Genomic DNA, 24,797 nt, shown 5'->3' on the forward strand with positions numbered 1-24,797 from the left:
TGCTTTTTTCATTTAATCATAAAGGAGATAAGAATATGAACCTCAAATTATATAAACAGTTTTCAGATGCTTACCAGCAATGTATTCGTTCCGCTTTTGAGGATTCCGCAATTCGCGGGGAAGTTAGAACGGTGGCTAGGGGTCTCCCGACCGAGGGAATCACAATTTTATTTGAGCAGGAGGGGCGGTACTGCCCCGTCATTCCGGTAAGGGAGGCTTTTTTGAGAGCGGAGATGTTTGACACCTGGGAAGAGGAATTGGCAGACCGGGCGATGGAAGTGTTCTCTGATGCGGAAGCGGAAGATCTGCGTATTGCAGTAGGCCAGTTGGAACAGCCGGAATATGTGGCAGTATATGCCGCAAACCATAGAAGTGACCTGGAAGCCCTGAAAAAGAATGATATGCCTTACCAGGTTATGGGGGACATGGTGCTCTACTATATGTTTCACGCACCGCTGGGAGACGGGCGTTATTATCAGGCAGAAGTAACCAATAAACATCTGGCATCCTGGAAAATGAGAAAAAGTGATTTTCATAATTTTGTACTGGAACATTCGCTGGTATCCATGGAGAGCAAAATCTATCCGTTGTGTGAGAAGATTGAAAATGTGCTGGAAGGTATTTCGTGCTGTCTGAACAATGGAGAGGCAGAGGATAGCCTTGGTTATGTGGTCACGGGACCTGGAGGAGCGGCAAGTGTATTATACTGGGATACCTTACAGGAACTTAGCCGCCTGATGCCGGATAGCTTTTATATTTTGCCATATTCAGAGAGGGAGGCTTATATCCTGCCTGATACTATGGGAGCACTGGCACCAGCATTTTCCATTGAAGATGTCCACAAGAATGGGAACCGTCAGGTTCGACACAGCTTGGCTGGGTATGCCATATCAAGTCATGGTTTCCACTATTCACCATCGGAGAACAAGAACAAATTGCTGACCATACGCGAATGGTTGAAGGGTGTAAATGAATGACATATGAAGAATATAAACAGGGACTGATTACAGAACTTGGGCGTCACATTGATGAAGAGCATCAGAGATTGATAGTAATAGCAGAAGGTACGGACAATGAGGAAATAGCCCTTGAACTTATGCAGCCGCCTGTGTGTAGCCAGTCATTGTCAATCCATAGCTTATATAGACAGTGGAAAGAAGGCGAATTAACGGCCCAGGTAAGCAGTATCTGCGATTATTTTGAAAAAAAGCGTGCTATTGAAACGATTGAGCAGTTAGAAAATGTTACGATTTGGGCGGCTAATTTTGAAAAGGCAGCCGAAAAGCTGGAAGGGAATGATATACCATATCTGCCTGTTGGGGATATGGCTGTATATTTTCAGTTCTTTGATGAAGTCTATGACGAGGATGAACAGTGGCCTCTGGATTATAAAAGACCTGTCCAAAATGAACATTTAAAGCAGTGGGGACTTACGGTACAGGAATTATTTGATAAAGTCAAATATTTCGATATGAATGAACGCTTTCAGACGGTTTTGGATACGAGCAGAGCTGTTCTGGCTCATACATTAGGGGCATTAAGCGGGGCGCTTCCAGACACAAAAGACTATTACGGGGTGTACAGCGAGAATGGGATTGCAATCATGTTCTATCCCGAGGGTTTGAGTGAAATCTCAAGGCGTTTGGATGATGACCTGTATGTTATGCCGTTATCAAATGATAAAATCCTTGTCTGTCCAATATCAGGACACAGTTTGGAAACTTTGCAGGAAATAGTAAAAAAGAGCAATGAGATGGATAAAAGAGCAGAAGTGTTCCCTGTCCAGGTCTCTAATATGGTGTTCCAGTTTGATGCCGAAAGCCTTGCAATCCAACCGGCGGCACAGATAGAGAAAAAAACGAGACATAAGGCAAGATAAGATGAAGGCAAATCTTTGAAAGGGGGTGGTTAAGCCCAATCCAATAAAAATTCAGCAGTCATAGAAATTTAATTTGTACCAGTAGCTCGTAACTTATTCGGAAACTGATTACATTCAAACATTTGAAAGGAGGTAAGAGGTAATCCCGGGTAAAATGTGTAGCTACACCCTCTAAGAAGGGAATTGGATTATAAATTAATAAATTTTTGTGAGTTTGACAAATATGCAGTAAAAAGTTATTGCGCCATACATGGGGTTGACGAGAGTGCCAACCTTGGGGATATTACGAAAGTTGATGAGAAAAAGCTACCTTATTTCAACTTTATCTGCGGTGGAAGCCCGTGTCAGGATTTCTCCCTAAGTGGGAAGCTGGCCGGTTCCGTCTGGAGGTGCAGAGATTGCGGGCATGAGGTAAACCCGCTGCAGGTACATTGGAGCAAACGGGATTTTTGTGAAAAATGCGGCTCAAAGAATCTGGATAAAACAAGGTCCTCTCTCCTTGTAGAGTGGCTTCGGGTTATCCGGGAAGTAAAGCCGATGTTTGGAATTTATGAGAATGTAAAAAATATTGTTCAGGCAAGGTTTCTAAACAGCACATTCCGTCTATTTGAGCAGGAATTGCAGGAATATGGATACAACACCTATTGGAAGATATTGAACGCGAAAAATTATGGGATTCCGCAAAACCGGGAACGGGTATACCTCGTCCTGATTAAAAAGGAATGTGATAATGGAAAATTCGTATTCCCAGAGCCAATGGAAAACGGGAGGCGGCTGATGGATATCCTTGAAGATGAGGTAGATGAGAAATATTATCTGTCAGATGATAAAGTGCAGAAACTGATTACAGACATGAAGGAGCGGAAAGCGCTTCTGTATATGCCTGGGGAAGAGGAACTGAAACAGTGGGAAAATAAACTGTATAAAGTTGGACAGGTTCAGGGGTATCTTGGCGATCCCCAGACTGGCAGGGTATACTCTGCAATCGGTTCCAGCCCTACTTTGCTGGCAAGCGGTGCCGGAAGAAATAAAATAGCCGTGGTCGGAAGTATTGGAAATTCCCAACAGAGTGTTATACTATCAGGGATGGGAACTGCCAATACCCAGCTTGCGAGCCACGACCAGACAAAGATTTTGCAAGTGGGGGCAATCCGTGGAAGATATAATGAAGAGGGAAGAGTCGAACAGCACCTGGAACTAAAGGATAAGCCTTGGTGCAGCTATGCGATTACCTCCGTACAGAAGGATAACATCATTCTGGTGCGGCAGGACACCGTAAAAGGCTACGAGGAATGTATGGCAGAGGGAGTTGTAAATATCGCCTATCCGAATGCTGCCGGAAAACGGGGCCGGGTACAGGGACATGGGACCATCTGCCCGACAATCACTGCGCAGGGAAATTCCCTGTGCAGGCTGGAATCAATCCTTCGTATCAGGCGGCTTACACCATTAGAGTGCTTCAGGCTGATGGGTTTTGATGATGAAGATTACCAGAAGGTCCTGGAAGCGGGCATCAGTAACAGCCAGGCATATAAGCAGGCAGGAAATTCGATTGTAGTGAATGTCTTAACCAGTATTTTTGAAGCTTTATATAGCGCTATGCCTTACCTGTTTGAAGATGTAAAGATAGGAAGCTTTTTTTCCGGGATAGGTGCCTTCGAGAAAGCACTGGAACGATTTTATGGGAACCGTCAATGACAGAGATATAAAATCTTAATATAAAGAACATCAATGCAGAATGGATTGGGAAAAACAGAACTATTTTAAACAGCAGGTCAAGGGATGCTATCAAATGCGGCAACCTAGTATCAAAAACAAAAGTGGAATTCTGCTATCAGGTTTAATTGACTGATAGCAGATAACCTTGGAATGTGATATCACAAAGCCTTTGATGATATCATACTCCATACTGCCTGCTATCAGATATATGAAGCTGATAGCAGGCAGTATGTGATTTGAGGGGAAACTGCTGTCAGTTTCCCTTTTCTGCTATCAGATTTTCGCGTAATATCCGCGGAATTGATAGCAAAAAATTGTGAATGATATCAGCTTTTTGAGGCTGATATGGGGGTATTAGGGGATCTCCCCTAACAAGATGGATTTTGTACGGCAAAATCCGTATCTTGCAGAGGACTGGCAAAGCCAGTCCGGACCGGCCCCTTAGATTTTCAGAAGTAAAGAGGGCAAAAAGAAAAGGGAAGGAGCTGGAACTGTAATAGAACCTATTGTGAAAGAGCAGATATTGGTGGTCAGGGATACTGGTGAAACCAATATGTTTGACGTGACTGCAGTTACGAAAATTGCACTAAAAATGGGATTTCTCGAACTGGCGGAATATTTGCAGAACCATAAAAGCGAATATTGCCATTTTATTATATGGGGGAAAACTTCCGAACAAGAGCATCAGAAAAAGGAGGACATTCCCAAACAGGACAGACAGAAAAATAGATAATACAGAATGTAAAGGAGACAGAGTATTGAGGTATGAACCAGAGGAATTTGAACGATTAAAAGATTACGTGGACGAATTCATGAAGAGAGGACCATTGGGAGACATTTTTACCCCATTTTTCTATAAGCCGTATCCTTACAACCAAACCGAAAATGTTCTGGATACGCTCCGGTTTGCGGATGCCAGGAAGCTGCTTATTGATTACTTATATAAGGTCAGCCGTGCAAAAAGCATTGAGGTTACAAGGCAGACAGAAGGCTTGATCGGAGAACTATGGGAATATGGATATCCTGACAAAAATAGAGAGTCGGACTTTTTGAAAAATCTGGCCTGGGATATATGCAGAATGACAAAATCTGTTGATTACTGGCAATGGGAAGCGATGCGTTTACCAGGAGAATCGGAGTCGGACGTAGTGAGACGTACCTATCAGGAGATAAAGAATCCGGAGAAGCGGCGTGAGTTCATGCAATTCTGGATTGACTATTTGGAACGTATGAGGCCCAAATATGAACTGGAAATACAGGCTGCGGAAGTTTTAACAAGACTAAACAAAGGATTTACGCACATGGAAACTCCATTTATGGAGAGAATTAAGGTACTCGTAGAAAATAAAAAATTTTTAGATTCTCAAAAGTATCATGATGCCAGTATTTACTATATCCTAAAAAAAGAACAGGATGGGGCCGTCAGTTACAAGGGAGTTGCTGAATATGAGCAGGAAATGGCAGTCTATTTTTCTATTTCTAAGGAAGAAGTTACTGAAATTTATATAGGTGATACATCGGTTCATGAGGATCTGTTTAAACCGATGGAAGAAGGCTATAAAATAGCGGCGATTACGATGGATGGCCACTTTAATGTCTGGGACGAACTTGACAGGGAGGGCCTCGACGCGTTGCCCCATAGAGAGGGATTTGAGGATTACCTTATTTACTGTAAAGAAAGAAATATCACAGCGGCGTCTATTACAGCGTCTATCGGATGGAGTGTAGGAGATCTGCTTGATGAGGTAAAATTACAGAAGCAGGATTATATGAATCATGTGAGCCAGGCAGACAGAAAAAGGACTCGATAGTGAAAAAACTGAAATGGCAGGTAAACCGCCATGTAAAGGGCAGGGTAAGAAAAATGGCTATAACGGTTATTTAGAAAAGAGGAGACAGGACATTGAAATATGAACCGGAAAAGTTTGAAGCATCAGGGATACATGAGGTGAGAGAACTGGGAATGGGGAAGGATTTATCCAGGGATATCTGCAATATGCTGAACGCTGTTGGGGGTGGGGAATGGAATGCAGCGCGCTTACCCGGAGAATCAGAGGCACATGCGGTGGAAAGAATGTGCAGGGAAATAAATAATCCAGAGAAGAAACAGGAATTTATGCAGTTCTGGCTTGACTATCTGAAACGCAAGCAGCCAGAATATGGGCTGGAAATACAGATTGCAAGAGTCCTGACGGAATTAAATAGTCTGCCCCCAAAGATACAAAACCCCCAGATGGATGTACTCAAAGTGCTTTGTGAAAACAAAGAGTTTTTGGATTCGCAAAAGTACCAGGGAGCCATTATCTATCATATTTTAAAAATGGAGGCGCACGGAGAGGACACCTATCAGGGATTGGCAGAATATGGGCAGGACAGGGCTGTTAGTTTTTCTCCTTCTGCGCATAAGACTGTTGAATTTAATATTGGATACGCATATACAGATAAATATCTGTTTGGGCTGCTGGAGGAAGGGTACAAAATTGCTGCAATGACAATGGACGGCCATTTGGACGCCTGGGAGGAACTGAGCAGGTGGGGCATTGGAGCAATCCCCCATAAAATGGGGGTAGCGGATTACCTGGAATACTGTAAAGAAAACAACATTTCAGCAGCGGCTATTAAGGCTGCTACTGGGTGGGAGGTATTAGATTTATTTAAGATGGCAGAACTGGAAAAACAGGACTCTGCTTATAAACCGCACCTGGAGAGCAGACACAACAGCCGTTGATAAAGAAATAGGTGAGGTGGAATATGGAAGCAAAACAGACAGAAACTGAGAGATTGATCTATGACAGTAAGGAGTATCTGAAACGAAACCACTTTGGAGAATACACCCTGCTGTATATCTTGAACAAGGACAGGGTGAAGGGCAGCCCATACCAATATGCAGCAGTTGCGAGTACCGATGAAGCCAGGTTATTTTTCAATGTGTACGCTAAGGAAGACCAGCCTGATATTTACCGGATTGGAATGTGCAGTACAGATGATGACCTGTTCTATGACTTGGAATTTGATGATTGTACGATAGCAGCCATGACAATAGAGGGCCATTATGATACATGGGAGGAACTGGCTGACACCCCATTGGAGGAAATTACATATTTAGGGGGACTGGAAACTTATCTGGAATATTGCAGGGAAAATAACATCACAAAGGAATCCATACAAAAAGCTGTTGGCTTGGAGGTGTGCGACATTATGGAGAGACTGGATAAAAATAAGAGTATTCCTTTACAGGGAATGGATGAGGAGTACCAGCAGCTACAGAAGGTTGTGGATACAATCCTAAATGGAACAGATGAGCGTGATTTGAGATTGGCGCAGGACATGCTGAATGGTATATGGTCTATTGATCAAAAGGAACCTATTTTAAAGCGCACGGATTTACAACAGGCTGCCTGCGATATCTGTATTTTAGTCCGGGATCATATGCCGGAGGTTTGGGCGGAAAAGCTGCAGTCTGGAGATACCGAAGTTGACCTGGCAAAAGAGACATACGGCAGGCTGGCAACATTATATGGAAGGAAGACCGAAGCGCAGTTTCTGCGAAATGCTGAGATGGGGGAACTTCCGGAGACGGCCCGTAAAAAAATAAGTGAGATTCTGGCGGTATTAAAAAAGTATGAAAACAAGGATAAGAAGCCGCTATCAGGACATAGCCGGTAGGATACCGGGCAAGGAGGCATTATTTGAAACAATTGAATACGGCCACGGAACTGCTGGCCTATCTCGATGACTTTTCTATACCATTTTCACTGAATGAGGAACATGCCCAGGTTCTGTTGGACTATATGGAGGGAAGTGCCTATGGGCTACACGTAGATGAAAAAGGGCAGCTCTATTGGGTGGATTTAGAGGGAGAACAAATAGAAGAAATCACCATGGACGAGGTTACATTCCTTGCCTGTGAATGGAACAATGAATTCATCTTAGATTCCAGACAGAGACTGGAAGAGAAAGCTGGAAGCAGTGAAGAGAGGGAAATCATAGACAGGATAAAACAGCTAAAAAAAGATGAGAGGCTGTTAGACGATATATATGAACAGACCTCCTTATGGAAACAGGTAAATCAAAAAGCGACACCGGCGAAGAAAAATTCCCGCTGATAGAATGAATTATGGAAAGAAGGGGATGATTTGGGACGAATTGAAACATCTGGAAAATTAATGGAATATCTTGACGAGTTTGATATACTTTTTCCACTTACCCGCGCGGAGGCTGAACAGGTAGTGGGGTATACAACTAAAAGTGGCTATACATTAGAAACAGACGGCCACGGACAATTGTATAAGGTGGACATGGAATCTGGTGATTCTTTGGAGACGGATATTGACCAGGTGATTGATGCTGCGTGTGAGCAGAACTACAAGATGATATCTGATACCAGGGACTATTTTAAGTTAAGCAGACACTCTGAATGGCAAATTCTTCATAAAACCCTGGAAGGATTGAAAGCGGACGAGAAAATACTAAATGCCGCTTTCCAGAGGACCTATTATCAAAAGGAGCTGCGTGGAAAGATACAGGAAATCCTGCCTCCCGTGGATATCACGGCTGGGCGGAGATCAGTAAGATGATAAGTAAAGTATCAAGAGGGAAGGAATATAGCTGATTGCTGTGGTTCCTTCCTTTTCTTTTGCTGTTTATTCGATGAAAGGATGTGAGTAGAGACTGAGAAGCGTAAAAAAGATGAACTGCCGGAAAGAAATTCGGCTGTCATGCGAGGAATTGGAGGAGCTGAACAGGAAGGCAAAAGAGAGAGGGCTATCCGATTCGCAGTATCTGAGGATGCTGATAACCAACCGCCCCAGAGATTATCCGGAACTTCTGGAAGCATTACAGAATCTCACGAATGAGATAAACCATATCGGGATAAACATCAACCAAATTGTCAAAAACAACAACAGCGGCTTATACCATGAATCCGATAAAAAACGTCTGTATGTTTATATGAAGCAGATCAAGGAGGCAGTCATGCAGGTAGTCAGCCATTTGGACATAGCGGGTAATTAAGTATGGCTATCAGTAAAATTCTGCATATGGGATGTGCAAAATCGGGATTTCAGGCAAAGCATCTCGCAAATACGATTAATTATATTACGAAGGACAGCAAAACTGAAAATGGGTTGTATGTTTCAGGCCATAACTGTCTGCCGGAGACTGCACTGAAACAAATGCTGAACACTAAGCGAAGGTACGATAAGATGGGGGGACGCCAGGGATACCATATCATTATCTCATTTGAAGAGGCGGCAGATACCGTTGATAAAGATGTTGCCATGAAGATTATAGGGAAATTTGTAGAGGAGTACCTTGGAAAAGAGTTTGAGGCAGTCTATGCGCTTCATGATGATACCGATCATATCCACGGCCATATTGCATTTAATAGTGTCCGCTGTATTGGAGAAGGGAAGAAATATGATTACCGAAATGGTGATTGGGACAAAATCATACAGCCGCTTGTCAACAAAATCTGTGAAGAGTACCATATGGCAACGCTGGACATGGATAAAGTACGTCAGAACAGAAAGAAAAAAAAGGAACGCATCTGGGACCAGGGTAAAGATGGTAAATTTAGTTGGAATGATATGATCCGCCGTGACATCGACCAGGTGGCGGCCGAGGCGGAAAACTGGGATGAGTTCCTTATTGGAGTGGAGGAACGGGGATATGAGATAAAACAGGGAGCGCATATTCTGTTAAAGCCGCCAGGTATGGATAAGGGACGCAGGCTGGATACCCTGGGCGGCGATTACACAGAAGAAAAATTACGGGAACGGCTAAGTATCCCCATATCTGCAAGAGAAAAGGAACTGCCGGAGCCAGTATTGGAACTGCCGCCCAGAGTCAAAAAAGTGACTGGTTATATTCCCAGAAGAAAGTCCCCATTGACTGGATACCAGAAGATGTATTTTACAAAGTTATACCGGCTGGGCGTCCTAAAAAAACAGCCTTATTCCGATGCTTGGAAATATAAAGAAGATATCCGGAAACTTCATGAGATACAGGAGAAATATAATTTCATTTCGGCTTATCAGATACATACAGACAAGGACTTGGAAAATATCAGGAAAGCATTGGCTGAACAGGCAAAATCGCTTAGGCAGGAGAAAAAGAACCAAAAAGAGAACCGTGAAGCCAATACAGAGATATTTGAGCTTTGGGAAAAGCTCCAGGAACTGAAGGTTGAGGTTTCTTTATATGAGGAGGGGTATCAGGAATTTAAGGGAGAATACCTGCAGGCAGAGCAGCTAAAAACGCAGTTGTTGGATATGGGGTACACGTTTGAATCAGCAGAGCGGTTGTACCTGAATTTCCAGGAGAAAAATCGCCGGCTCAATGAGGTTCTTGCGGAGGTAAGACGACAGCAGAGGATAGGGAAGAAAATCATGCAGGAGCAAAAGGAGAGAATGCAGAGCAGAGACAAGCAGAAAAGCAGGGAAAGAGGAGGAGAAAGTCGTGATCTATGAGCAGGATAAACTGGAAAAACTGGCTTCTGAAATAAAAAAATATCTTTTGGAATGTAAGCTGGGAGACGCATATATTGAGAGCTTCCGTGATTTAGTACCAGCAGGGGGGAAAATACCTGGGATTAGAGCGGTCTTAGACAATCATAGATTGAGGGACCATCTAACCTGCTTTTTGATGTACCGTTCTTCGCTCTTACCAGACCAGGACAGAAAGCAGGGCGTGAGTCTGGCAGATAAATTAGATGAGGTCGGAGCTGTCAGGAAAGCAGATAAGAAGGAAGAAATGGCGGAAGTGGCATGGGAACTGAACGAAGTGATGAAGGAAACAGACTTTATCCATTATCTTGATGCAGGATACATGAGAGCCGGGGACAACCAGTCCGATCCGGTAAGACGTATCTACAGGGATATTGGAGACCGGGAAAAGCGCCAGGACATCATAGACTATTTAGAGACTGTTTTGGAAAAAGTTCACAGTGAAAAAATTATGGCTCTTATTTCTTCTTTAGAGAATATAACGGATAAGGTTCCGGCCCGATCAGGAAAGGTACGGTAGGGGATTGCTTGATATATAGGAGGAATAATTTGAAGTATCAATTTTTCGACAATGATGGGAAAGTGACTGAATCAGAACAAAAAAGTTATACAGACGCACTAAAATTTGCAGAGGAGCGAGGCATTACATGCCTATCCATGCCATATAAGCTATTCATTGCGTCTTTTCGTGAAAAAATCAAATTGCTGGAAAGCCACACCCAGTATAGTAAGATTTCGGAATATGCAGAAAAAATGATTATCTTGAACCAGGGTGCAGGATATCAGGCCATAGCTGCGAATGATTTCATGAAAAAAATTATTGTAACACCGATTGACGATATTAGGGGATGGCTTGAGGAACATGGAAAAAGCGAGTTTGAACCAGTATCCCAGGATTGGCAGGAAGGTAAGGCGGAAAAACAGAAAAATAAAGCAAATTCCCCAAAAGTAAGATAAGAAATGAATCGAGAGGCAGCCGATTGGATTGTCTTTTTTTATTGCAGGAGGCAGATATGACAATAGAAGAACAGAAATATTTAGAAGAGTGCCGTAAAAAGCTGGGGGCGGACCAGATTGAAGTAATACAGATGGCTTTCCAATACGGGCTGGGCATTAAAGACGTGCGGCGGGTTGCAATCCCAAAGCTTAATGCGGAGCAGATGCGTCAGACCGTTTTTGCAATGCTTGAAGATGTAGACGGGGAACTGGTTGATTTGTGCTGTCAGGGCACATTTGACCAGTACCAGATACCGGAAATTGTTTCTGGTTCCGTCTCTGGGCTTACGAAGGAAGAAATCATGTCCTATGCGACACCGGATCTGCCGGCGAGCCGGATGAAAAAAATGAGGACACAATTGATTGAGGCCAAAAAGAATGCTGGTAATTCCGCAGAAGGCGCGGCGTTTAAGGAGTATACAGAAAACCTGATAAAAATGATGGAGACATCTCTGCAGCAGTTTAAAGAGAATAACGAGAAGTTTGAGGTGCTCTCAACACTGGTGAAAGAACACGTCCTGGACGAGAAAAACCAGGAGATTAAGGATTTATATGAGAACCTAAAAGATAAAGACAGTTTGATCAAAAAACTGCAGGAAGAAGCTGCGGTGCAGGAAACACAGATAAAGAAGCTGGAGGAGGAACTTACAGCGGCAAGAACACGGTCAAATGCCGAAGTGGTTGAGGGAAAGACAGAGAAGGTAACTGCACCTACCGTTCCTCCATCTTATTGGAGACCGCAGCCGCCGCAGACAAAAAAAACTATCCTTGAGAAGCTGTTCCCGCAGAAGACATCGGATATTCTGGATAAAATCGCTGCGGAAGGATTATCGTCAGAACAACTTGAAGAAGTCAGGTCTGCCTTTGATTCAGGATTGGCCGATGATGAAGTAAAGCGGATTATCAAAAAGGAATTGACTGCTGATAAAATGCGGAAAATGCGTGAGATTATGCTGCTGGTACGGGAAAGGAGACATACAGATGCGTGAGGCTGGTGTGGTGTCATTAAATATCAGAATGGTCCGGGAGTGCTACCAAATGATGGATTTAATGGAAAAGCAGGACTTTGTATTTACCCAGGAGGATAAAAGGATACTTTTAGGTTATGCGTTCCATCAGCAGGACTTAGACTGTGTGCATGATGCGGTCATTCATATCGCTGCGGTCAGGGAAAAGGAAAAATCCCAGGGGAACCTGGAGGCTGGGATTATAGAGCAGTATGCCATCCGGGGCGGGAGCGAACTGCAGGAGAGAATCAAAGAGTATATCATACAGTTAGAAGTGGCAAATATCAATCAGGAAATAGCAAATCAGTTACTTGTGAAAATCCTGCAGGATAAGAATGTGGACTATGAACTGGACCGGATGCTGGAGGAGCTGCGGAAACGCGAAGATGAAAAGAAAAAAGAGAATGAAGCAGTTAGGAGGTGAGTTCTATAGGAGAAATACAGGAAGCTACCCAAATCCTGCGGGTGTCATTTGAGGGAATTGAGATATTCATGAAAATTGTCGGAGGCGGGCTTCATACGGCTAAGGATATTGGAAAATTCATCGGCAGGTTGGTGGAGATGGAACGTTTATCCGGAAGGACAACCGTAAAAGACCTTCTTAAAACAGGAGGCGATTTGCAGGTTTTCCGTTTTGATACGACTGATATTAATAAGGTGAAAAAGCTGGCTGATAAATATAAAATCCGCTATGCACTCCTTCCAGATATCAATAAAGCGGATGGTAAAAGTGAAATCCTTTTTCATTCTGATGCCACACCTAGAGTGAATCAAATCATGGGGGACATCGAGGGGAGCAAGATTGAATCAATCCAGGATTATCTGGATAACGGGGAGGAGAAGGAACTGAAAGAGACTTACGGGATAGACAAGAAGGATATGTCGGACCCAAACAAGCAGAGCGCCCCTAAAGAACAGTCCATCTCTCCATGGGGATTTAAGGCAGTTGGGACATATCTGGCACAGACACCAGGGGCGGGTGTTGGGGAAATCAGTAATGCCATAGATATGCCATGGGCGGAAGTAGAGCCTGTACTGAAATATATGGAAAGCCTGGGAATCCTGGAGATCAATGACGATGGCAGCATGGCCTTTAAAATGGACAAACAGGAGTTTGCTGCGTATGAGAAACAGGGAAAATGGCAGCATGCGGAGGACATGGAGCCTATTGTGCGGGGGATGGAGCAGCCGCATAAGGCAGAGGCTGCACAGAAGCAGATGTCTGAGATGAATAGCCGCCAGAGGAAGGTACTGCAGCATGCAAAGGAAGCTGTCAGAGACGATCCAAATATCCATCAGATTTTTATTGCCAGGAGCCTTGCGGTGGAAGAGACTGAAAAGAGAATTCTCACACGGATTCCGTTCAAAAAGAATGAGTACCTGTGGATAGATAAAAATTCCATATCCCATATCAGTGAGGAGAAGAGGACCATATTTACAAATCTTCAGAAGGATAAGGAATACAGTGTGGTGAATAACGAGGGGCAGGTGATTGGAAAACGCACCGGTGAAGAGCTATACAGCCAGAGTTATGATCCGGTCTTAAAGGAAACCAGAGACATGCTGCACAAGAAAAAAGAAGAAAACCGGAAACTGCAGATGGCAGGCCAACTGAAAAAGCGGGGAGGAAGGTAATGGAAAATAAGAAAAAAACTTCTGTCTGGCTGATTGTACTTGGTGGTGTGCTGGCGGCATATGGCGGGTATCTTCTTAATGGCATCTGGGAACAGGGGATTGATATCAATACCTTTATGGAGCGTCTTAACATGGTTATGGCCCGCCCATTTGGAAATTACTTTAATGATACAACTTTTAAGGGGATATTACTTGCAGAATTCGTATATATGATTGCGATTGCCATGTATCTGACCAGCAGGAAAAACTATATGCCGGGAAAAGAATATGGTACAGCCAAATTTGCAGATATCAAACAGGTGAATCAGGTGTTAGCCGAGAAGGACGAGACAGAGAACCGCATACTAAGCCAAAATGTCCGTATGAGGATGGATTCGCGTAAAACGAAGCTGAACTTGAATACTTTGGTCATCGGGGGAAGTGGAGCGGGAAAGAGTTTCTTCTTTTGTAAGCCTAATTTATTACAGCTTAACCGTTCTTCTTATATAATCACTGATCCGAAAGGGGAAATTTTAAAAGCCTGCGGGGGATTCTTACAGAAACACGGTTATGTTGTCAAAGTCCTGAATCTGCTGAACATGGAAGAGTCTGACTGCTATAATCCATTTATGTATATCCGGAAGGAATCAGATGTCGTAAAATTAATTACAAACCTGATCGCCAATACAACCCCGAAAAACTCCCAGAGCAGCGATCCCTTCTGGGAGAAAGCAGAGTCGCTATACCTGCAGGCGCTGTTCTACTATGTTTGGCTGGAATGCCCCAAAAGTGAACAGAACTTTTCCACGGTACTGAAATTACTGGGAGAAGCAGAGGTACGTGATGATGGCTCGCCATCGGACTTAGACCGCAGGATTAAGCGCCTGGAGCGTAAAAAGGGAAGCAATCATCCAGCAGTCAAACAGTATTATAAAGTAATCAGAGGAGCGGCTGATACGGTCCGGAGTATTGTAATCAGTGCAAATTCCAGACTGGCTTTTTTGGAAAATCCACAAATCCTCCGTATCCTGGACCATGATGATATCAATATCCCGGAGATAGGGGTGGGAAGAAATGGTGACGGAAAGACAAAAACAGCTCTTTTTTGTGTGATTCCGGATTCCGATAAATCGAACAACAGCATTGTAGGGCTGCTTTACAGCCAGATATTCCAGGAACTGTACTTCCAGGCTGACTTTATTTACGAAGGAAGATTACCAATCCATGTGACCTTTATGCTTGATGAGTTTGCTAATGGTGTGACACGTTCTGCGTCCAAAACGGTAGAAATAACCGACAAAACCGCAGCCTGAAGCCATGAATGGCTTTGGAGAACTGCATAACTGAAATCTCAAATGATGGGGTAACGCCCGGAAGGGGATTCACTGATACTCCGAGTAGCGTCAGCCAGATACAGTGGCTGGGGTTATAAGCGCGGGAAAGTCGTGCGAAGCACACCCTAACGCTGAAAGGCGAGGAAAGATTCATAGAGGTATGAGTTGTGTGTGACAGTGCGGGTGGGGCTGCCATATGGCTAGAATGACCCAAAGGAGGTCTGACAAAGTTCCGAATGTACGGCTCTAAACAAATAGCCTGTAGAAATGCAGGTGTACCAGGGGTACGCAGGCGGGGCAAAGTAAAATTTGTTAGTATGAAATGCCTTCTGTGCTTATAGGGCATAGGTATCTTGAGGATTTTCCTTGAAGATAATGCTTGCAGGGCTAAAGGAGCGGCCTAAGTGGTAGCAATCCTAAGTTATGTGGAACGTGGAAAGCAGCCAATACGGGAGCTGACTGTATCAGCGACAAAGTATCGTAGTTGCAGCGAAAAGGAAGGGGGAGAAAAACTTCTATAATAAGTGCATTAGTGGTTGTGAGAGTAGAGGCACAGTACCAGGGAAACCGTGATAATAAGCGGTGGAGGGATAGCCTCAAGCCGATACTAAGAGATTATGTTCTTAGTCGGGGGAGCGCCGTGTGATGGGAAACTATCATGCACGGTGCGGGGCAGGGGAAAAACCCGAGGCGGCAGTGCCAGAGGTTTACCTATTGCCATTTGCATTACCGGATGATTATTGCAGTTTACTTAGTACCATGAGGTCACGAGAAATTTCATCGATCATTATTATACAGAACCTTGCGCAGATTAAAGCATTGTTTGAAAAGACATGGGAGGTCATCCCGGGGAACTGTGACACTTTGGTCTACCTTGGCGGGAATGAACAGAGTACACACGATTATATTTCTAAGATGCTCGGGAAGGCTACGGTAGATAAGCGGAGTTCTGGTGAAACAAGAGGAAAAAATGGCAGCAGCAGCCGGAACTTTGATGTGCTGGGAAGGGAACTACTGACACCGGATGAGGCCAGAAAGCTGGATAATAAAAAGTGCCTGATCTTTATCCGGGGATTTGACCCGATTGTAGATTCAAAATACAATACCCCGGCGCATCCTCTTTTCAAGGAGACGTTTGATGGAGGCGCACCACCATATCATCATACACCAATCCGTGAGAAAAGTACAGTGCCAGCCTGCGAATTGCTGAACCGGCAGTCTTTTGAATATTATGAACGCCAGAGGGACCAGGGGCTGAATGTTCAGATAGATGAAATAACACTGGACGAATTGCTGTCATTGCAGGAACCTGATATGCCGGCAAAGATATTTTCAGAAGATGAACTGAAAAAGAACCGCAAAATAACTGAAATCGAGAATATAGAAAAGCAGGATTTGGGACAGATTACAGAAGAGCAGTTTAATGAAATGCTAATAAATAATGATTATACATTAGAGCAGTTAGAAGAAATACGTCTTGGATTGGTAGGAGGTCTTTCCTACCAGGATATATTGACTTACTTTAAATCAGATAAAAGTGCCGGACAAATGCGTGAAATACGCGAACAACTGACCGGCCATCAAGAATCTTAATTTTCCCTATATTTCTTATGCCTAAGATGGCAGATATATGGGAATCTGTTGCAAAAAATAGAGGGCGCACGCAGCAGGTTCTTTTATACCTGCTATTTTTGCGCCCTTTTTTAAAGAAAAGGAGATTTTAAGTGAAGAATTTGACTGAAAAAAAGAAAAAAGCAAAAAAAATGATTAACAGAATCAGCAGTATAACCGCTGGGGCAGCCATGGCAACCATGTTATATACAACAAATGTATATGCGTCTGGCGCGGAAGTGGTGACGGCACCTTTGAATAATCTGAAGAATCTCGTAATTGCCATCATAGGTGCCGTTGGCGTGATTATCCTTGCAAAAAACGTAATGGAGTTTGCCCAGTCTTACCAGCAGCAGGATTCGAGTTCCATGAATTCTGCGATAAAGGGCATCGTTGCCGGCTTGATTATGGCGGGGATTAGTACAGTCCTCACGTTCCTGGGTATCAGTTGATTGTGCTGTTTTAATGAAAACGTGGAGGGAACACTATGCTGGAGTTAAGGCGCGTAGTTTTTTTTGTTGATATAGGAGACAATTTACTTGAAAAGGCAAAAGCCAGTCAGGAATGTAGAGAAGAGTGTAAAAATTTATTCATAAGCCTGGGATTCCAGGTGGATACCGATTACAGAGAAAAAAACCCAAATTTCTATACTCAATTAGGATATCATGCAAACGAGTTTTATGTTGCAAAGGGAGAGGAACATTTGCGGATAAGGGATTTGGAGATATCGGGTAATATATATCCTGACTCACTGGCTGATATAGCGAAAAAATTGCGGAACGGTAAAACCTTTCACTATAAAGGGGCCATTGATTTGCAAGCAGCCTATATTCTTACTGAACTTGAAGCGAAAGATTATTATGAGAAAAACCTGGAAGCATACGAGGAAAAGGTAATCGAAGCCATGAAATTAAATCACGAAAAGTGTGAAAAAACATGGTTATACAATCCTATGGCTGAATTTAAGGAGGATATTCTTATCTGTGTTGGTTATGATGCCATTAGTTTTTTTCATTTGAAAACGGCTGAAGTTATCAATGATATGTTGGATAAAGGATTAATTAAATCGGACAATTCACTGCTCGCACCGGGGTATGCACTTCCGGAGTTTTACACGGAGACGGGTAAATATAAGCTGCCGCATCTAAGGAGGTAGTGATGCAAACAAATTTCAAGGCTTTTGTTCTTTCAAAAGAATTATTTTAAATGATACTCTAGTAATCATAATATCCAAATACGGAAATGAGGTGATGGTAAATGGATATTTTTAATTTGGGCGAGGCAATCCTTTCGCTTCTTGAGGTCGTGTTCGGCTTTTGGAACGGGCAGGTGAACATGGTGTTTGAACTGCTGGGGCAGTCCCCGACTTCTTTCAAAGGAGGCGGCCCATGGGGAGTTATAACCGGGATTGAACCGATTTTCGTTGCTGTTGGTTCAAGCCTGGTTGTTTTATTTTTTGTGATTGGTTTTTGTTCGGAAAGTGTAGATGTGCGGGAAGAGATGCGGTTTGAAGTGATTCTCCGTATGTTGATCAGGATTGGAATCGCGCAGTGGCTGGTGGTATACAACGTCGATATTATGAAAGCCATATTTACAAGTGTTGGGAATCTTGTCGGACTGATTGGAGGGAGTGAAGCCACACAGGTTACGATAGACCCGGCGCAGGCAGATATTATCAAGAATCTGGGATTTGTGGAAAGCCTTGTATTTTTAATCCTGGCGGTATTTTTAAGCCTGATTATTTTGATCTGCGGATTTTTCCTTATTTATAATGTTTATTTCCGATTTTTAAAAATACTTGTAATCGTACCGTTTGGCAGTATCGCTTATGCAACGGTTGCAGGAAATCGGGGAGTGAGTGCCACAAGCGTACAGTTTACGAAGTATTTCATAAGCGTAGTTTTTGAGGCGGTGACTATGGCTTTGGCGATTATTCTTTGCAATACGTTTATCAGTTCAGGATTACCACAATTTACAGGAGACTATGCAGATTGGACAAAGACTTTGATCTATCTGGGAGAAATGACATTCACGGTTGCCCTGACTGTGGGAAGTGTAAAGGGCGCCCAGAGCCTGACAAGCAAGGCCCTGGGGCTGTAAGTAAAGGAGGCTTTGGGTGTGGAAACAGCGGCGCAGGATAAAAGCATACAAATGACGCTATTTGAGTATTTCGCAGACGTGGAGCAATTTTCCCTGAAAGATGCAAAGGAATGTGTATACCAGTATGCGGAAAAGGATGTAAAGGAACCCAGCATCCGGGCGCGTATCTACGAAGGGATTAATAAAGGTCTTTTTAAACGGGTTGCCAAAGGCGTCTATACGGTTACGAAGAAAAATGCAGAGAATGAGGATATTACCTGCATGCTCATACAGGGAAATGGACGTGATCTGAGTTTCCTTGAGGATAACAGCATTGACGCAATTATCACTGACCACCCATATCTGCTGAAAAAAAGTTTAAAAGGGGGAAACCGGGACTTTGCCTCCTATGATTTGTTCCAGTACACACAGCAGGATTTGGACGAAAAATTCCGTGTTCTAAAGAAGGGGCACTTCCTCGTGGAGTTTCTGCCGGAGGAAAACGGTGATAATTACGAATATCTTTACCAGGTGAAGGCCATGGCGAAGGAAAGCGGCTTTGAATATTACGCGAAGGTGGCATGGCGGAAGGGTACAATCGTTGCCAATACGGGGCGGAAGGCAAAAAATACTGAGGATATCCTGCTCTTTTCAAAAGGACGTGCGCGTGATATGCGACCGGACGCAAAGAAGGACAAGGCAGAACCGGAGATGAAACACTATATGTCCGGAGCGAAAGGGATGCTTCCTACGGCTTTTGACATTCAGCCAATCTCAAAAGCTGATAGGGTTCATCAATCGGAGAAGCCGGTGGAACTGCTAAAACAGATACTGGAATTTGTTACAGATAAAAAAGAACTGGTATTGGACCAATATGCTGGTTCCTTTGCCCTTGCGGAAGCTGCCCTTGAATCAGAACGGGATTCCATCTCAATTGAGATTAGTCAGGAATATTTTGAAGAGGGGAAAAAGAGGATTGAAAATGTAAAGAAAGGTAAGGTGAGATAAATGGATATCGAAATCAGCAGGGATTTACAGCACTATAAGGAGAGCTTCCTGATGGGGCTGACCGTGAAGCAATTTACATTCAGCGTCCTATCCCTGGGGGCGGGAGCGGGAATTGTACTCGGTTTATACGATAAAATCGGCATGACATTAGCGTGCTATCTGGCAACGCCTGTTGTGGTGCCGATTGCACTCACAGGATTTTATAATCACAATGGGCTTAGTTTCTGGCAGACGGTGGGGAGAATGGTCCAGATGTCTTTTTTCAATAAGCCCTGTTTATACCAGTCCACGGAAAATGTGGATTGGATAAAGGACGCCTATGGAGAAGAGCAGAAAATTGCTACACAGCAGCAGAAAAAAGAAAAAAAAGGACTGTCTGACGGACAGGAGGATTTTAACATGGTAAAGAAAAAAGCAAAGCGCATGATCCTACTGACAGTGGGGGCTTTAGTTGTGGCAGTGGCAGGGATACTTGCCTTTAGGCTCATGAAATAAAAGATATGAAATAATCCCACATATGTGGGAAGTAGTTTAGCGACCAGCAGGTTACGGGATTCGCTAAACTACTTCCCGTAGCCTGCCTTGGATTAAAGGAGGTTTACGGAAGTGGGAATTTTTACAGATCGTTTCATACAGTTAAAAAAAGCGGACAAACCATTGTTTGCAGCCCCGAAGAGTGTTCAGCAGCAGATTGAGATTCTGAGGATTGCAAAGGATGGTATTTTTGAGAATACAAAGAACCGGTACAGCAGGGTATACCGTTTTGCTGACATAAATTATGTCACGGTGTCGGAGGGAGACCAGTATGAAATCTTAAAGCAGTATTGCAAGCTGGTTAATGCGATTGATGTTGCTTTTAAGATTACAATATACAACAAAAACAGGAACATGAGCCAGTTCAGGCAGAATGTCCTGATACCAGATAAAGATGATGGCTATGACCATCTTCGGGACGTTTACAATGATATCGTAGAGGAACGGATTGTAGCGGGAAAACAGGGGATTGAACAGGAACGCTTTCTTACGGTTACTGTGGAACGGAAAGATTATGAACAGGCAAAAGCATTTTTTAATACCTTTGAAGGAGGGATGCAGCAAGAATTCCATGCGATAGGCTCAAAGTTGGAGCCGCTTGACGCGGCGGAACGGCTCCGGGTTCTGTATAATTTTTATCGCATTGGTGACGAAGAAACATTTTCTTTTGATTTTGATGCGTATGTAAAAAGTAAAACAGATTACAAAAATGATATCTGCGGTTCCATGATTAAGTATTCCCCGAATGACTTTGAAACAGACCGGAAAATCTGCAGGGCTGTATTCATCAGAAGGTATCCGACAAGCCTGCCGGACACTTTCATTAATGAAATTACCAATGTTCCTGTACACAGTATCACCTCTATAGATATTGTGCCTGTGCCAAAGGACCTGACAACAAGAACATTGCAGAAAAAATATCTGGGTGTGGAGTCAGATATTTTACGCCAGCAGCGTGTCCGTAATAAAAACAATGACTTTGCAAGTGACATCAGTTATGGAAAGAAAGTGGAAAAGAAAACCCTGGAAGCGTTGATGGACGATGTACGGGAGAATGACCAGAACCTGTTCTTTGCAGGTGTAAATATGGTACTGATTGCGGATACCAGGGAAGAACTTAACAGTATTACAGAGACAATCCAGACGATAGGAAACAAATATCTCTGTAATATGGAGGTACATCATCTCCAACAGCGAGAGGCATTAAATACTGCTCTGCCCGTAGGGGTGCGACAAGTCGAAACCATGCGCACCATGCTTACACGGGATATCGCGGCTTTAATGCCTTTTAATGTGCAGGAGATTTATGAACCCACGGGCTTATGTTATGGAACGAACAGGATTTCTAAAAACCTGTGCGTGGCAGACCGGAAAAAACTGACCAATGGAAACGCTATGGTATTTGGCGTACCCGGCAGTGGAAAATCCTTTTTCTGTAAGTCCGAGATGTTGGGGGTATATTTGCAGACAGGTGATGATATCATCGTCATCGATCCGACACTGGAGTATTTTGATATTGCCCAGAACTTAGGGGGTGTATGCATCAACCTGTCAAATTACACCCAGAATTATATAAATCCGCTCTGGCTTGATGTGAATGAATTGGACCTTGCCGACAGTAAAGGACTGATCCGAGATAAGGGCGAATTTATGCTTGGTCTGTGTGAGCAGGCGATGTCGGAAATGCTAAACAGCCGGCATAAATCCATCATTGACCGTTGTATCCGTAAGCTGTATCTGGATATTGCCATGAGCAAGGAAAAATATGTGCCGGTTATGTCGGATTTTTATGACCTGCTGATGAAGCAGCCAGAGGAGGAAGCCAGGGATATTGCCTTGGGGCTTGAGCTGTTTGTAAGCGGTTCCTTGAATATTTTCAACCATCAAACCAATTTAGACGTAGACAACCGGTTCATTGTTTATGGAATCCGTGATCTTGGAAAAGAGCTGAGTGCGATTGCGATGCTGGTCATGCTGGAAAATGTCCGGGCACGGATTGCCAGAAATGCAGAAAAAGGAAGAGCTACATGGCTATACATAGATGAGTGCCATGTGTTGCTGGGAACCGGGGAACATTCTGGACGCAGTGAATATTCGGGAAAATTTCTCTATTCCCTGTGGAAAAAAGTAAGGAAACAAGGCGGCTTGTGTACCGCCATCACCCAGAATATTTCTGATATGCTCCAGAATTACACAGCCGTAACCATGCTGGCGAACTCTGAATTTATTGCTTTGTTAAAACAGGCAAATGTGGACAGCCAGGAGCTTTCACGGGTAGCGGGGATTCCGGAAGCACAGTTGAAATACGTGAACGGCTGTAATTCCGGTATGGGAATCCTGAAACACGGTGAAGTCATTATTCCTTTTGATGCCAGGGTAAAGAAGAATAATATCATATATGATTTGTTCAATACAAATCTTCATGAAAAAAACAAACAGGGAATAAAGACGGATGACCAGTATTCATAATTATGAGAGGTAAGGAAATGGAAGAAGAGAAAAAAACATTGGGTTATGATTGGGAATTTGGGCATGAGGAGCTGATGCTTGAAGTTGATGCCTATCGTTATGACAACAGACTGTATATCGGTCTTACCCATATGGAGGAGGGATATGAGGAATCTTTTGCTGATCTGACCATCAATCTGGCTCATATGCCTGTCGAAAGAAATGAGGCATACATTGACGCCTTTGCCAGTAAAAGCAAACTGGACTTTATTAAAAAGCACAAACTTGGAAAGGTGCTTCCGGAAATGGGTTATTCGGGCATGGAAAGTTATTATAAGGTGGCGTTTGACCTTAAACGCCTGGAGGAATTTGACAGGGCAGGAGTAGAGAGATACTGCTCCATCAATGGAATGGCAAAACCAGAGCAGACAAAGGCAAATAAAAAACCACCAAAGACGAGGTAGAAAGATTGGAGGAACATCGTTGAATAGAGATATCTTTGTGTTAGTAGTAAAGCATCTGCTGGAACTGCAAACAGACGGGGAACTTAGGACCTGGGTGAAATGGGCGGAGGACTGTGTTGCCATGGGGCAGTATGCTGGTTTTAGGGAACTGCCGCAAAATAAAGCGGTAGAGAAGTGGTTGGATTCCTATTATCATGTTTTTTCTGCTATTCAGTCTGAGTTTAGCAAGGAAACGGCGATTAAGGTCCTGAATTTATCACAAGAGAAATTGTGCTTGTATCCATATGAGATGCGGGCAGCGGCACGGGTCCTTAAGGCTGGAGGGACAGGAAAGGATATTTTACAGATGATTGTCGAAGGAACATTGGAAGATCCAGAACCCGTTGTGCCAGAACATTGCGAGAAGGGAAAGATAGAAGAAGCGGATACATGGTCCTGCAATACAGAAACATTGGACTGTATCCTGCGGAGTGTGCGGACCTGGCAGGAGAATCCGGAAATCCCTCTTTTGTATAAGCGTGGGGATTCACTGGCAGAACAGCTTTTCAACGCCTGTTTGGAGCTGTTACAGTATGAATTTGAGATAACATCAATTCCAAAATCCGATTATGATTTGATATCCGAACATGCTTTTTTCCTCGTAAACTCTTACCAGGTCCTTGAACCGGAAGATATTGACCTGGATGCAATCTTTGAGTGTTTTAACGATGCAAAAATAAATGAACGTATGATTGAAGCAGAGAATCGGGATAAAAAGGAAAAGGTAAGCAGTATTTCAGGAAAATCAGAAAAAAAGAGATAACAGGAGGCAGCTATGATGGAGGTATCGTTGAATGTTCCCTTGGGGGAACAGCCGCATTTAAAAGAAATGTTTGCCATGATGGAGGAAAACCGCATGGACGCGCAGGCGCAGAACCTGGAGGATTTTTTACAGTATTTTAACCAGATGGAAAAGTATTTTGAGGATATGCAGGACGAACTGCTGTATCTGCGCGGGCAGTTAGACGAATTAAATGATAAAACCCTGAAAGCTAAAATAGACAATTTTGTGAAGGCGTCCGGAGATAGAGTGCACGCAGCGAAAGTATGGCTGGGAGCTTTAAGAAATGAGGTATCGGAAGGCATTAAACAGGCAGTGGGGCATGTAAAGAGGCATGTAAAGTATTATGGAGAACAGGCACTATACACGTTTATTGATAAATCAAAAGCAGGCAGGGCGCTGTCGGTAATTCATGAGCATCTGGAACAATCTGCCAAAAACCTGGAAGATGGAGCACGGACCATGGGGGATATTGGGATGGAACTTAGCGCAGCGAAGGGACACCGGAAAAATGCTAAAAATCTTCTTATGGGGAAAGATGCAGCGGATGTTTTTGAGTATGACTACGATAAGGGTATTGTGGCAAAGATCAGGCAAGCCATAGAATTTTGTGGGAAAATTGTGAAAAGTATGGCGGGGCACACAGAAAATATGCAGAAATCATTGGACGGTTTTACGCAGAGGGCTTTGGATAACAGAGCCGGACGGGATAGTAAAGTTCCTGACAGTATGGAAGAAAAGATGAAATTGGCTGGACATGGGAAAGGAAGATAAACAT

The 24,797-nt window shown here is 43.5% G+C and carries 25 protein-coding genes and 2 pseudogenes; all 27 read left to right on the plus strand.

What is annotated here, in order from left to right; translation table 11 throughout:
* Positions 1-35: 35 nt before the first annotated feature.
* The 27 genes and pseudogenes from MUB35_RS17405 to MUB35_RS17535 all read left to right on the plus strand — a co-directional run bounded on the left by MUB35_RS17405 (position 36) and on the right by MUB35_RS17535 (position 24,793).
* Positions 36-977 (plus strand): DUF5688 family protein, encoded by a 942-nt coding sequence (locus MUB35_RS17405; protein ID WP_233458277.1) that lies wholly within the window; start codon positions 36-38, stop codon positions 975-977.
* Positions 974-1,879 (plus strand): DUF5688 family protein, encoded by a 906-nt coding sequence (locus MUB35_RS17410; RefSeq protein WP_006567811.1) that lies wholly within the window; start codon positions 974-976, stop codon positions 1,877-1,879. The genes MUB35_RS17405 and MUB35_RS17410 overlap by 4 nt, the downstream gene beginning before the upstream one ends.
* 183 nt (positions 1,880-2,062) lie before the next feature.
* Entirely contained in the window at positions 2,063-3,577 is a 1,515-nt protein-coding gene (dcm, locus tag MUB35_RS17415; RefSeq protein WP_006567810.1) for a DNA (cytosine-5-)-methyltransferase, read from the plus strand.
* A gap of 529 nt (positions 3,578-4,106) precedes the next feature.
* Entirely contained in the window at positions 4,107-4,331 is a 225-nt protein-coding gene (locus MUB35_RS17420) for a DUF5049 domain-containing protein (RefSeq protein ID WP_006567809.1), read from the plus strand.
* A gap of 25 nt (positions 4,332-4,356) precedes the next feature.
* Positions 4,357-5,409, plus strand: coding sequence for a hypothetical protein (locus tag MUB35_RS17425; RefSeq protein ID WP_006567808.1), 1,053 nt, complete (start codon positions 4,357-4,359; stop codon positions 5,407-5,409).
* 92 nt (positions 5,410-5,501) lie between these two features.
* Positions 5,502-6,326, plus strand: a complete 825-nt coding sequence (locus tag MUB35_RS17430; RefSeq protein WP_006567807.1) for a hypothetical protein — start codon at positions 5,502-5,504, stop codon at positions 6,324-6,326.
* Positions 6,327-6,349: 23 nt separating this feature from the next.
* A complete protein-coding gene (locus tag MUB35_RS17435) occupies positions 6,350-7,264 on the plus strand; it encodes a hypothetical protein (RefSeq protein ID WP_006567806.1) in 915 nt (304 codons plus the stop codon).
* A gap of 23 nt (positions 7,265-7,287) precedes the next feature.
* Positions 7,288-7,704, plus strand: coding sequence for a hypothetical protein (locus tag MUB35_RS17440; RefSeq protein ID WP_006567805.1), 417 nt, complete (start codon positions 7,288-7,290; stop codon positions 7,702-7,704).
* A 30-nt stretch (positions 7,705-7,734) separates the two neighbouring features.
* The gene (locus MUB35_RS17445; RefSeq protein ID WP_008724729.1) at positions 7,735-8,175 is read left to right on the plus strand and encodes a hypothetical protein; all 441 of its coding nucleotides are present in this window, start codon (positions 7,735-7,737) and stop codon (positions 8,173-8,175) included.
* 112 nt (positions 8,176-8,287) lie between these two features.
* The gene (locus MUB35_RS17450; RefSeq protein ID WP_006567803.1) at positions 8,288-8,611 is read left to right on the plus strand and encodes a plasmid mobilization protein; all 324 of its coding nucleotides are present in this window, start codon (positions 8,288-8,290) and stop codon (positions 8,609-8,611) included.
* Between the two features lie 2 nt (positions 8,612-8,613).
* On the plus strand, positions 8,614-10,068 hold the full coding sequence (locus MUB35_RS17455; protein WP_006567802.1) for a relaxase/mobilization nuclease domain-containing protein: 1,455 nt from the start codon (positions 8,614-8,616) through the stop codon (positions 10,066-10,068).
* Entirely contained in the window at positions 10,058-10,624 is a 567-nt protein-coding gene (locus MUB35_RS17460) for a hypothetical protein (protein WP_006567801.1), read from the plus strand. The genes MUB35_RS17455 and MUB35_RS17460 overlap by 11 nt, the downstream gene beginning before the upstream one ends.
* A gap of 29 nt (positions 10,625-10,653) precedes the next feature.
* Positions 10,654-11,061, plus strand: a complete 408-nt coding sequence (locus tag MUB35_RS17465) for a hypothetical protein (RefSeq protein ID WP_006567800.1) — start codon at positions 10,654-10,656, stop codon at positions 11,059-11,061.
* Positions 11,062-11,117: 56 nt separating this feature from the next.
* A complete protein-coding gene (locus MUB35_RS17470) occupies positions 11,118-12,089 on the plus strand; it encodes a hypothetical protein (protein ID WP_008724737.1) in 972 nt (323 codons plus the stop codon).
* On the plus strand, positions 12,082-12,531 hold the full coding sequence (locus MUB35_RS17475; RefSeq protein WP_006567798.1) for a hypothetical protein: 450 nt from the start codon (positions 12,082-12,084) through the stop codon (positions 12,529-12,531). Before MUB35_RS17470 ends, MUB35_RS17475 begins: the two co-directional genes overlap by 8 nt.
* On the plus strand, positions 12,528-13,742 hold the full coding sequence (locus MUB35_RS17480) for a PcfB family protein (protein ID WP_006567797.1): 1,215 nt from the start codon (positions 12,528-12,530) through the stop codon (positions 13,740-13,742). The genes MUB35_RS17475 and MUB35_RS17480 overlap by 4 nt, the downstream gene beginning before the upstream one ends.
* Positions 13,742-14,977 (plus strand): annotated as a pseudogene (locus MUB35_RS17485) (VirD4-like conjugal transfer protein, CD1115 family); the annotation flags it as partial. The gene MUB35_RS17480 and the pseudogene MUB35_RS17485, both read left to right, overlap by 1 nt.
* An 801-nt stretch (positions 14,978-15,778) precedes the next feature.
* Positions 15,779-16,199: pseudogene (locus MUB35_RS31025) on the plus strand (type IV secretory system conjugative DNA transfer family protein); the annotation flags it as partial.
* 619 nt (positions 16,200-16,818) lie between these two features.
* On the plus strand, positions 16,819-17,118 hold the full coding sequence (locus tag MUB35_RS17495) for a hypothetical protein (protein ID WP_025531137.1): 300 nt from the start codon (positions 16,819-16,821) through the stop codon (positions 17,116-17,118).
* Positions 17,119-17,153: 35 nt separating this feature from the next.
* On the plus strand, positions 17,154-17,822 hold the full coding sequence (locus MUB35_RS17500) for a hypothetical protein (protein WP_006567793.1): 669 nt from the start codon (positions 17,154-17,156) through the stop codon (positions 17,820-17,822).
* A gap of 101 nt (positions 17,823-17,923) precedes the next feature.
* On the plus strand, positions 17,924-18,766 hold the full coding sequence (locus MUB35_RS17505) for a hypothetical protein (RefSeq protein ID WP_006567792.1): 843 nt from the start codon (positions 17,924-17,926) through the stop codon (positions 18,764-18,766).
* Positions 18,767-18,784: 18 nt separating this feature from the next.
* Entirely contained in the window at positions 18,785-19,753 is a 969-nt protein-coding gene (locus tag MUB35_RS17510; protein ID WP_006567791.1) for a DNA-methyltransferase, read from the plus strand.
* Positions 19,754-20,248, plus strand: a complete 495-nt coding sequence (locus MUB35_RS17515) for a PrgI family protein (protein WP_006567790.1) — start codon at positions 19,754-19,756, stop codon at positions 20,246-20,248.
* A 111-nt stretch (positions 20,249-20,359) separates the two neighbouring features.
* Positions 20,360-22,756, plus strand: a complete 2,397-nt coding sequence (locus MUB35_RS17520) for a VirB4-like conjugal transfer ATPase, CD1110 family (protein ID WP_006567789.1) — start codon at positions 20,360-20,362, stop codon at positions 22,754-22,756.
* A gap of 17 nt (positions 22,757-22,773) precedes the next feature.
* The gene (locus tag MUB35_RS17525) at positions 22,774-23,199 is read left to right on the plus strand and encodes a DUF4313 domain-containing protein (protein WP_024739152.1); all 426 of its coding nucleotides are present in this window, start codon (positions 22,774-22,776) and stop codon (positions 23,197-23,199) included.
* 19 nt (positions 23,200-23,218) lie between these two features.
* Positions 23,219-24,001: a hypothetical protein gene (locus MUB35_RS17530; protein ID WP_024739151.1), complete on the plus strand. Its 783-nt coding sequence runs from the start codon at positions 23,219-23,221 to the stop codon at positions 23,999-24,001.
* Between the two features lie 12 nt (positions 24,002-24,013).
* Positions 24,014-24,793 (plus strand): DUF6674 family protein, encoded by a 780-nt coding sequence (locus tag MUB35_RS17535; RefSeq protein ID WP_006567786.1) that lies wholly within the window; start codon positions 24,014-24,016, stop codon positions 24,791-24,793.
* Positions 24,794-24,797: the final 4 nt, after the last annotated feature.

Source organism: Blautia sp. NSJ-175, assembly GCF_022867815.1.
Lineage (GTDB): Bacteria > Bacillota > Clostridia > Lachnospirales > Lachnospiraceae > Blautia > Blautia celeris.